The organism is Bacillus sp. 491mf, from assembly GCF_900112415.1.
Classification (GTDB): Bacteria; Bacillota; Bacilli; order Bacillales; family Bacillaceae_G; genus Bacillus_A.
The window spans coordinates 40,821-51,574 of record NZ_FOLV01000026.1; the positions used below are offsets into that span (position 1 = coordinate 40,821).

Genomic DNA, 10,754 nt, shown 5'->3' on the forward strand with positions numbered 1-10,754 from the left:
AGCGCCTCATTTAGACGCTACTCGCTTACTACAATTATTGTTTCTTCATCTCAATTACTAAATAATGAGCTGTTTCCGCTGCTTGAATGTGAATATCTTCTTCAATTACTTCTGCTGCATCTCTCATTACTAACGTTTCACCGTTCACAACGCCGCTTCCCTCAATTTGAACCAAATAAGCTTGACGCCCTTCAATAACTGAGAATGTAATCTCTTTTCCTTTTTCTAAAACAAGAGAGTACAAGTTTGCATCTTGATGAATTTCAACCTTTGCACCGCCATCAATTGGTGAAACCATGTGGAACCATGTATTCTCACGTTTATTCCAATCAAATTTAAATTCACCGTAATTTGGTGTATGACCAGCACGGTCTGGCAAAATCCAAATTTGCAGCAAACGTAATGTTTCATTACCTAAGTTGTGCTCACTATGGAAGACACCTGTTCCGGCACTCATATATTGTACATGCCCACGCTCAATTGTCCCGCGATTTCCCATACTATCTTGGTGTGTCAATGCTCCGTCCACTACATAAGAAATAATCTCCATATCACGGTGCGGGTGCATCTCAAATCCAGTTTGTGCTGCTACTAAATCATCGTTAATAACGCGAAGTGCACCGAATCTCATATTATTAGGATTATAATAATCTGCAAATGAAAAATGAAAATGTGTATTTAACCAACCGTGATTTGCTCTTCCCATTTGTTTATGATCAACTTTTTTAAACATATTTTTCACCCCATATTATCTCGAATTCAAGATATTTATTTAAAATTTTTTCAAACGATACTTAATCATTCCAACAGTTGCTTCGTCTTGCTTAGCTTTGTAACTACAGTTTAGAACTAAACTTATAAAATGTCAACCACTTTCTTTTTGTAAGTTAAAAACTAAAACATAGCACATACTATGTTTTAGTTCGCATACCTTCTCCTATATTCTCTCAGCTTTCTCTTTGCAAACACCCGTGCATCTTTTTCAATCCACCGCTTTTCATACATTTCATCCCCAATGTACAATAACTTCTGTTCATGCTGCATATCATGCCGAAACTCATGTAACAATGTTTCCAATACACCCTCATATCTCTCCCACATACAAACAAAAATGAGCTGCTTTTCCTTATGATAAAATCCGCTTAAAGGAAATAAACATTCTTCTTCTTCTTCTCCTAATCGTATTAACACATCATTCATTTCGCACGTATCACAGAAAATAACAGGTACTTCACGTCGTTCAATTAATGAGAAAACATCATTCTTTACTCGATGTATATCCCACGGAAAATCGTCATCAAGTACATACCAGTTCCCAGCCTGTTGATATATCCTTTCCAATGGGAGTTGCATTTTCATTCTCCTTTCTTTTTACTCTCTATTACTTGTATGCCACATGAGCCTTTTTGTTAAACATATCGGTACGTCACAAAATGTTTAAAAATTATATATGCAGAGGGGGTTGATTTTATACCTATTACTAGATTATAATTATTATAAATTAACAAACAGTATAAAATAACAATTTAAAGGGGCTTGATCACATGAATACACAAGTAGTTGAATCATTAAACAAACAAGTAGCAAACTGGAGCGTTTTATTTACAAAATTACACAATTACCACTGGTACGTTACAGGACCTCAATTCTTTACACTTCACGAGAAATTCGAACAATTTTATACAGAAGCAGCTACGCACATCGATGAAATTGCAGAGCGTATTTTAGCAATTGGCGGCAAACCAGTAGCAACAATGAAAGAATATTTAACATTATCCTCTATCCAAGAAGCAGCTTACGGAGAAAATGCAGAAGGAATGGTCGAAGCAATTATGAAAGACTACGAAATGATGCTAGGCGAACTAAAAAAAGGCATGGAAATCGCCCAAGGCGCAGACGACGAAATGACATCCGACCTACTACTTGGCATCTACACAGAACTTGAAAAACACGCATGGATGCTACGTGCATTCTTGAATCAATAAGAAAAGCGGAAGCGGCTCGCTCAAAACAAGAGGGCGTTGGAGCTCCTGACGTAGAGGCGCTTTTTGCCTCAGCGGAAGGCGCGAAACGACCGACTGTTCTAGCCGCTGGAGCTGGATCATAAGAAAAGCGGAGACGGCGCCGATATATCGGCGCTTCGACACGATATAAAGATCCTTCGACGATATCTGACGCGAAACGCGTACCAAAAAAACCGAGTGGGACCCCCCATCCGGTTTTTATCATGTTAATTGCTTCCACTTGTTCCCCATAACTGGTCGTTTGTAATTCTTCATTTGCACGAACAATTCATTAGCCGTTTGTGCAGAGACAAGCAATTCTTTATTTGATGGATTCATAAATCCTTCTTCTGCCGCACGGTCTACCATTTGTAATAGCGGTGTGTAGAATTCTGCAATGTTGAGCAATCCAACAGGCTTTTCATGAATCCCAATTTGTGACCAGCATACAACTTCGAACAGTTCTTCAAATGTTCCATATCCGCCTGGCAATGCAATAAATGCATCAGCAAGTTCACTCATTTTCGCTTTTCTTTCATGCATTGTTTCCACTTCAATTAGTTCAGTTAAACCGTGATGAACAATTTCTCCTCGAAATAATCCACGCGGCATGACACCTGTTACACGGCCGCCTAACTCTAATATTTGATTTGCTACTTCTCCCATTAATCCAACGCAAGAACCGCCGTATACAAGCTCTATATTATTTTGAACTAGTATTTTCCCAAGTTGACGAGCCTCATTTTGAAACTCTGGACGTTCCCCAATATTTGATCCTGCAAACACACAAATTCGTTTCATTCCGCCACCCCAAAACTATATATTGTTATGCTACAATGTAATCATACTACATATTGAAAGGGAGAGGGAAGGATGAACACGAATGAATTTCAAAGTTGGGTGGAACAATTTTATCGTGAACGCGGCTGGGCCCAATATAATTCTTTTATTCGCGTTAATTTTTTAGCAGAAGAAGTTGGCGAAGTTTCTCGCGTTGTACGCGCGATCGAAATCGGACGCGATCGTCCAGATGAAACGACGAAGAGCGCAGAGGAACTAACAATAGAATTAAAAGAAGAACTTGGAGATGTATTAGGAAACCTCATTATTTTAGCGCAAAAATATGACCTAGATTTGCAAGATATTATGGAAACACATGTGAAAAAACTTTCTAAACGATTCGAATAATAAATGAGAATTATTTTCAACTATGATATGATTATATTGTAATCATATGAAAGGGGTCTTTTTATGTTATCTCCAAAATTACGTGAAGCACTAAATGATCAAATGAATTTTGAATTTTACTCAGCCCATGTGTATATGGCAATGGCAGCATACTGTACATCAGAGAGCTATGATGGTTTTGCGAACTTCTTTCTTGTCCAAGCAGAGGAAGAGCGTTTCCACGCTATGAAGCTGTACAATTACATTAACGATCGCGGTGAGCGTGCAATCATCACTGGATTTGATCATCCAAATAACGAATACGAATCGATTTTATCTGCTTTTGAAATCGCTCTTGAGCATGAACGCGAAGTTACAAAACGTATTTATAACTTATCTGATATTGCATGGGATGAGCGCGAACATGCTACTATCACTTTCTTAAAATGGTTCGTTGATGAGCAAGTAGAAGAAGAAGCATCTTTCGATAGCATCATTCAAAAATTAAAACGTATTACAAGTGATTCAAACGCATTATTTATGTTAGATGCCGAATTAGAAAAACGTACATTTACTCCGCCTGCAGAGTAAATAAAAAAGCAATGAGCCCGCTGCTCATTGCTTTTCTTTTTTAACATAACCTCAATGATTTTACCCTCTTTTGTTTTCATTAACTCTGTTCGAATTGGCTTCTTTTAGACTTACTATAACTACAATTAATAAAACAAAAAAACATAAATCGACAGCTTTCGTCAATTTATGCTTCTTACATTGTAAAGTTGGAATAAAACAACATGTATAACCCCCAGTAAGTTCGTAGATTATAGTCATTAAAATCGAATGCTTAATAATCATTTTTATGTTAACATAGGGGTATTGTAGTATATAATATATTCAGTTGGTAAACAAAGTTTTCTACTGGACAAGTCCATAAGCTAGAGGACGCAATTAGCCTTTTAAAATTTACTATTTCAGATTCGGCGATTACTTATAGTTTATTCGAATGTTGCAACGGGTTGAAAAGACATATTCACCGGTAATAGTAACTTTAAGAGCATCTTGCCCTAAATCTTTGTATAAAGTTTTATAAATTTCCTCGAGTTGTACGGACGAAGGAACCTTGCCTGTAATGGGGAATCTTCTTTCATTCCCAAAAATTTAAGAAGTATTGCTATCGTAAAGGAGAATTGGAGATGCCAGAAACAATCACTCAAACAAAGCCTGAACAAGAATCATTACAAATTTCTGCTAACAAAGGACAGCTTGACGTACTTGATCAGCTATTAAAGCCTGAAGTTCAAGAGTCTTTAACTACATTAGTAGAACAACTTCCAAAATTAACTGAGCTAGTTAACATTTTAACAAAATCATATGATTTCGCTCAAGCAGTCGCTACTGATGAAGTATTAAAAAATGATACTGTTGGAGCGATCCAAGAACTTGCAGAACCTGTAAAAGATACAGTGAAAAGCATTGCTGCAACTGCTATTGAAGCGAAAGATCGCGCTGAAGAAAGCAACGAAGTTATCGGTCTTTTCGGCCTTTTAAAAATGCTAAAAGATCCGCAAGCACAAAAAATGTTTCGCTTTGTAAACGCTTATCTTCAAATTACTGCAGAACGCAATCATAAATAATTCTTTCTTATACAACAATTAGTAAAGACGGGGGATATCATACTATGTCAAAACAAATTGTCATCTTAGGTGCTGGTTATGGCGGACTTCTTGCAGCTTTAAATGTACGTAAACATTACAGCAAATCAGAAGCACAAGTTACCGTTATCAACCAATATCCAACACATCAAATTATTACAGAACTACACCGCCTTGCAGCAGGAAATGTTTCTGAACAGGCAATTGCTATGCCATTAGAAAAACTTTTCAAAGGCAAAGATATCGATCTTAAAATCGCAACAGTTGAGTCATTCTCAGTAGACAAAAAAGAAGTAAAATTAGCTGACGGCAATACTTTATCTTACGATGCTCTTGTAGTTGCTTTAGGAAGTAAAACAGCTTACTTTGGCATCCCAGGATTAGAAGAAAACAGCATGGTATTAAAATCTGCAAACGATGCAAACAAAATCTTCAAACATGTTGAAGAACGCATTCAAGAATACGCAAAAACAAAAAATGAAGCTGACGCAACAATCGTAATCGGCGGTGGCGGATTAACTGGCGTTGAGCTAGTTGGTGAACTTGCTGATATTATGCCAAAGTTTGCAAAAAGCCACGGCGTAAATCCGAAAGAAGTTAAACTATTGCTTGTTGAAGCAGGTCCAAAAATCCTTCCAGTATTACCGGATGATTTAATTGAACGTGCAACTACTAGCTTAGAAGCACGCGGCGTTCAATTCTTAACAGGCCTTCCTGTAACAAACGTTGAAGGCAATACAATTGATTTAAAAGATGGTCAAAAAATCGTTGCAAATACGTTCGTTTGGACAGGTGGCGTTCAAGGTAACCCTCTAGTAGGTGAATCAGGTCTTGAAGTAAACCGCGGCCGTGCAACGGTTAACGAATACCTTCAATCTACTTCTCATAAAGACGTATTCGTTGCAGGTGACAGCGCAGTTGTCTTCGGTTCAGAAGGCCGTCCATATCCGCCAACAGCACAAATCGCTTGGCAAATGGGCGAACTAATTGGCTACAATCTATATGCACATCTAGAAGAAAAAGCATTCGAAGAGTTTGCACCAGTAAACTCTGGAACACTTGCAAGTTTAGGCCGTAAAGATGCAGTTGCTATCATCGGAGCAAGCTCAACTCCACTTAAAGGCTTACCAGCATCTCTAATGAAAGAAGCAAGTAACGTTCGTTACTTATCACACATTAAAGGTCTATTCAGCTTAGCTTATTAATCTGAATGATAACCCGAATCATGTTTACCTATGATTCGGGTTTTTATTTAATCAAAATTCTCTACATAACTTATTCGACAAGAAAGTAACATGCACCTTTTAAAATTTCTAAATATACTGTCTATTTTGTTACAATTTTGTGTAGTGTAATCCTTTCTTTTTAAACGGTAAAAAACAGTTCGCTGTGCCTAGGCGGACAGTAGAAAACTGTATGTGAGGCATCTCCCTCCTTACCTCGAGGGATTCTTCAATCTTTCATTTCCGAGTTCTTCACATCTTCTGTGTTCTTCACCTGTTAACTCCAGGCTCGAGCTAGAGTGCTCTTGACGAGGCGGCAAGTTTCACTTTATGTTACGCTCTGCAAATCCACTCGCACTTCTAGTAAGAAGTTACTTTGTCACAGGGCTTCAATCTTAGAATTTCTCCCCCAAGTGCCTGTCAGCTACCAGGCGACTTGGTTCTTATGAGCAGTGCCCAGCTAAGCTGAGTACACAACAAAAAAAGCAATGAGCCCGCTGCTCATTGCTTTTCTTATTTTTATAGCATAACCCCAACGATAATCGCTGATAGAATACTTACTAATGTTGCACCGTATACAAGTTTTAATCCGAAAGAAGATACAACATTTGCTTGTTTTCCATCGATACTCTTCGTTGCACCTGCGATAATTCCGATAGATGAGAAGTTCGCAAATGATACAAGGAATACAGATAAGATACCAACTGTACGAGCTGATAAGCCACTCGCTGCTTTTCCTAAATCAAGCATCGCAACGAATTCGTTTGTTACTAATTTTGTTGCCATAATTTGTCCAGCTGTTACCATCTCAGATGCTGGAATACCCATGATGAACGCTAATGGTGAGAATACATATCCTAAGATTGTTTGGAATGTAATACCGAACACAGAATCAAATAGACCGTTAATTGCTGCCATCAATGCAATGAATCCGATTAACATTGCTGCTACTGTAACTGCAATTGAAAATCCTAACATAATGTACTCGCCTAGCATTTCGAAGAACGTTTGATGCTTGTCCTCTTGTAACTCTAAAATATCATCCTCTTCACTTACATCGTAAGGATTTAAAATGTGAATAATAACAAATCCACTAAATAAGTTTAAAACAAGTGCTGTTACAACATATTTAGGGTCAAGCATTTTCATGTAAGAACCAACGATTGACATGGAAACCGTTGACATAGAAGATGCACAGAGTGTATATAAACGATTTTTTGGTAGCTTACTTAGTTGATCTTTTACTGTAATAAAAACTTCACCTTGGCCAACAATTGCCGCTGCTACTGCATTATAAGATTCTAATCTTCCTAAACCATTTACTTTACTTAATAAAAATCCAATTGCTTTAATAATAATCGGTAAAATTCTAAGATGTTGCAGAATTCCAATTAACACCGCTAAGAAAATAATTGGAAGTAATACAGAAAGGAAAAATGTGAATTCTCCTTTATTTACCATCCCACCAAATACAAAGCTAATTCCAGCGTCCGCAAATTTTAAAATTGCAGTAAATCCGTCAGAAATTCCTTTAATTAAATAGTACCCAATCTGTGTATTTAGTAAGAAATATGATAATCCTAATTGAATAACTAGTAGAATAACAATTGGCTTATATTTAATCTTTTTCCGATCACTACTTACAAGAAATGCCATTATAAATACAGCAATTAATCCGACAAGAAACATGACAAATTTCATACTTGAATCCTCCATTTTGTAGTCTAGTCTACCATGATGTACCAGTCGTCTAACGATAGACGTCTGACAATTTAGATTAAAAAAATAATTCCCTCAAAATTAAATTACCACCTACATTAGTAAGCGTTTGCATTAAGCGGAATTCTATACTGAATAATTATTGCGAAATATGAGAATGATATCAATTGGTTTCATCCATAAATTAATTGTAAGCGTTATCTTTCTAAAAAGCAATATATTTTTTAAAGGGAAAAATATACAGAAAAAAGGAACATAGACTCCCACCTCTATGTCCCTTCTCGTTACTATCCTACTTGCTTTTCTTTTTCAATCACTGGATCTTCCCAACATTCTGCATTTTTCAATCCCGGAATAGAACTTGCATGGAATACAGGATCTTTTCCTTCTTTCTTCTGCTTCATATAGTCTGTAAGTGCAGCAAATGCAAATTTACCAAGAAACGCAATCGCAATTAAATTTATGATAACCATAAAGCCCATAAATAAATCCGCTAAATCCCATACAAATTGGATCTTTGCAACCGAACCGAATACAATCATGGATAACACACTTATTCGGTATACCATCAACCATACTTTACTATTGTTTAAGAATCGAATATTTGTTTCTCCGTAATAATAGTTACCAATTAACGCACCGAATCCAAATAGGAAAATAAAGATAGCAAGACACCCTGATGCCCAAGAGCCGACATGTTCACTTAATGCTGCTTGTGTAAGTGCAATACCATTTAGCTCTGGTTGTTTGTATGCATCAGAAAGTAAAATAATAAATGCTGTGCTTGTACAGACAATCAGTGTATCCGTTAATACACCAAATGCTTGAATAAGTCCTTGTTTCACCGGATGGCTTGTTGTTGCCGTTGCGGCAACGTTTGGCGCACTTCCCATACCAGCTTCATTTGAGAATAAACCACGTTTAACCCCATGCATGAGCGCTGCGCCGATTGAACCGCCTGCTATTTGTTTAAAGCCAAATGCATTTTGAACAATAAGAGAAAGAACTTCCGGCATTTTTGTTATGTTTGTAACTATAACAAATAATGCAATACCAATGTATAAAACAGCTAGAAACATCACCTTGTATTCAGCTATTTTTGCAATACGCTGCACACCGCCAAAGATAATCCCAGCGAAAGCAACAGCCATAATAATTCCTAAAGTTAAACGATCTGTACCAAATGCGTTCTCAAAAGCAATTGTAACAGTATTTGATTGGACAGAATTGAATACAAGACCGAAAGTGATCGTAATTAAAATGGAGAATAATACTCCCATCCAACGTTTGTTTAATCCTTTTTCCATATAATAGGACGGACCACCACGGAAACCACTTTTATCTTTTACTTTATATATTTGCGCTAACGTACTTTCAACAAAGCTGGATGCTGAGCTAATAATAGAAATAATCCACATCCAAAATACCGCTCCAGGACCGCCTAATGCAATCGCAATCGCAATTCCTGTGATATTTCCCGTTCCAACGCGAGCGGCCATACCAATACAGAACGCTTGAAATGGGGAAACTTCATCTTTAGAACCAGCTTTTCCTTCCATTAACACACGGACCATTTCCTTTAACATTCGAAACTGTACAAATTTCGATTTAAACGTAAAATAAATTCCGAAAGTAACAAGCATAATAATTAACAATTTAGACCACAGAAAATCATTTGTTAATCCCAATAGATCCGACAAAAATTGTCCCATATCATCACCTCATATCAAAATTTAGTAGCCCTAATTCATATAAAATAATCTTATTTTTCCGACATAAATAAACTCGTCTCATATACACATGTAACCGTACAGCTAACAGCTGCACCATCATGCTTGTTCCGTATGCCAGATTTTTAAATTGGACTTATATATAACGTTCAAGACCAAATGCATTCTTAATTCTTACAAGCAAGTGTAACTGTATTTGCTTGTACAGAGTTAAAAATTAGTTCATAACTAATTGTAATTAAGATAGAGAATAAAATTCCCATCCAGCGCTTATTTAAACCTTTTTCCATATAGTAAGCTGGGCCACCTAACGAAATCGCTAGCGCTCCCCTACTAAGTTACCAATCCCGATGCGGGCTGCAGAACTTATACAAAAAGATTGAAAAAAAGAAACGCTGCCTTTTTTATCCGCCATTTCCCCTAGATGACGAATTGGAACAAACTTAAGTTTAAAAGAAAAATAAAGGCCTAAGCCAATTAACATCGCAATAATTACATAAGTCCATAAAATATTATTCGTTGCCCCAACAAATTTTTCTAAAATGCTAATCATGTTGTCCCCCCCTTTTTCCTTACACAAATTCAATTGTAATTTAAATCCCTTCAAAAATCAACAATTTTCGACAAAACAACAATTTCACATGACATTACCTCTCGAATTCTCCGTTTTCCTTCAAAATACTCTAAATTGCAAACGCTTACAAGAAAAAACGTTATGTCACATTTTCTAACACGGAAATATAATCCATTAAAAAAGCACAATTCTCTCTATCCGAATTGTGCTTTTTGATATGATTTTATATAAGTCGCTGCGCGGTAGGAAAAGACTCTGACCGCTCCTATACATAGCCAGTAAAATGCTTTTCTGCCCTTTTTTCATAAAGTGACTAAGTAGTTATCAAATTTCTTCTCTCGATAAAGTGAAACTTCCGTCAGTGGGGGTTTTCTTCATCCCCCACTGACGGTTAGTTGAACCAATCGGGCTTTTACGGGCAGTTATCCCCCACCTATCTTCTTTGCTTCTTTCTGAATCTTGAGGTGGGGGTCTTACTGCCCGTTAATGCGGGATAAATCGGTTAACAGTCTAATATTGTATTTTAGAGCCTACAATACAATATTAGACTGTTAAAAAATATAAGAACTCCATCATTTCCATTTAAATGATATTAGCTACAATCATCTTCGTACGACTATCTACTACTTCATAATAAATTTCTAGCCCTTTTCGAGTACCTGCGACGATCTTAGCAGCTTTCAACT

Annotated in this window: 11 protein-coding genes and 2 pseudogenes; 6 read left to right on the forward strand and 7 right to left on the reverse strand. The window is 36.8% G+C overall.

The genetic code is table 11. The annotated features are described in order from the left end of the window. Window positions 1-34: 34 nt before the first annotated feature. Window positions 35-733 (reverse strand): pirin family protein, encoded by a 699-nt coding sequence (locus BM211_RS18745; RefSeq protein ID WP_090998966.1) that lies wholly within the window; start codon window positions 731-733, stop codon window positions 35-37. Between the two features lie 185 nt (window positions 734-918). Beyond that, window positions 919-1,353 (reverse strand): DUF3920 family protein, encoded by a 435-nt coding sequence (locus tag BM211_RS18750; RefSeq protein ID WP_035433178.1) that lies wholly within the window; start codon window positions 1,351-1,353, stop codon window positions 919-921. 191 nt (window positions 1,354-1,544) lie between these two features. Between BM211_RS18750 and BM211_RS18755 the strand changes: the two genes are divergently transcribed. Both BM211_RS18755 and BM211_RS26800 read left to right on the forward strand, forming a co-directional pair. Beyond that, a complete protein-coding gene (locus BM211_RS18755) occupies window positions 1,545-1,985 on the forward strand; it encodes a Dps family protein (protein ID WP_035433180.1) in 441 nt (146 codons plus the stop codon). After that, the gene (locus BM211_RS26800) at window positions 1,955-2,107 is read left to right on the forward strand and encodes a hypothetical protein (protein WP_035433182.1); all 153 of its coding nucleotides are present in this window, start codon (window positions 1,955-1,957) and stop codon (window positions 2,105-2,107) included. The genes BM211_RS18755 and BM211_RS26800 overlap by 31 nt, the downstream gene beginning before the upstream one ends. A 118-nt stretch (window positions 2,108-2,225) precedes the next feature. Here BM211_RS26800 and BM211_RS18765 read toward each other — a convergent pair whose 3' ends face one another. Beyond that, window positions 2,226-2,804 carry an LOG family protein gene (locus tag BM211_RS18765; protein ID WP_035433183.1) on the reverse strand — a complete coding sequence of 193 codons (579 nt, stop codon included), beginning with the start codon at window positions 2,802-2,804 and terminating at the stop codon, window positions 2,226-2,228. Between the two features lie 72 nt (window positions 2,805-2,876). Here BM211_RS18765 and BM211_RS18770 point away from each other — a divergent pair, with 72 nt between their 5' ends. The 4 genes from BM211_RS18770 (at window position 2,877) to BM211_RS18785 (ending at window position 6,027) form a co-directional block, all read left to right on the forward strand. Continuing rightward, window positions 2,877-3,191, forward strand: coding sequence for a MazG nucleotide pyrophosphohydrolase domain-containing protein (locus BM211_RS18770; protein WP_035433185.1), 315 nt, complete (start codon window positions 2,877-2,879; stop codon window positions 3,189-3,191). Window positions 3,192-3,254: 63 nt separating this feature from the next. Next, complete coding sequence (locus BM211_RS18775) at window positions 3,255-3,761, forward strand: ferritin (RefSeq protein WP_020062878.1); 507 nt, start codon at window positions 3,255-3,257, stop codon at window positions 3,759-3,761. Between the two features lie 602 nt (window positions 3,762-4,363). Further along, window positions 4,364-4,804 (forward strand): DUF1641 domain-containing protein, encoded by a 441-nt coding sequence (locus tag BM211_RS18780; RefSeq protein WP_035433187.1) that lies wholly within the window; start codon window positions 4,364-4,366, stop codon window positions 4,802-4,804. 44 nt (window positions 4,805-4,848) lie between these two features. After that, window positions 4,849-6,027, forward strand: a complete 1,179-nt coding sequence (locus tag BM211_RS18785) for an NAD(P)/FAD-dependent oxidoreductase (protein WP_090998970.1) — start codon at window positions 4,849-4,851, stop codon at window positions 6,025-6,027. Window positions 6,028-6,564: 537 nt separating this feature from the next. Here BM211_RS18785 and BM211_RS18790 read toward each other — a convergent pair. The 4 genes and pseudogenes from BM211_RS18790 to BM211_RS18805 form a co-directional block, all read right to left on the reverse strand. Continuing rightward, window positions 6,565-7,746 carry a NupC/NupG family nucleoside CNT transporter gene (locus tag BM211_RS18790; RefSeq protein ID WP_035433190.1) on the reverse strand — a complete coding sequence of 394 codons (1,182 nt, stop codon included), beginning with the start codon at window positions 7,744-7,746 and terminating at the stop codon, window positions 6,565-6,567. A 305-nt stretch (window positions 7,747-8,051) separates the two neighbouring features. Next, the gene (locus tag BM211_RS18795) at window positions 8,052-9,476 is read right to left on the reverse strand and encodes an alanine/glycine:cation symporter family protein (RefSeq protein ID WP_090998972.1); all 1,425 of its coding nucleotides are present in this window, start codon (window positions 9,474-9,476) and stop codon (window positions 8,052-8,054) included. A gap of 157 nt (window positions 9,477-9,633) precedes the next feature. Then, a pseudogene (locus tag BM211_RS18800) lies at window positions 9,634-10,044 on the reverse strand (alanine:cation symporter family protein); the annotation flags it as partial. A 606-nt stretch (window positions 10,045-10,650) separates the two neighbouring features. Continuing rightward, window positions 10,651-10,754, reverse strand: a pseudogene (locus tag BM211_RS18805) (transcriptional regulator); the annotation flags it as partial.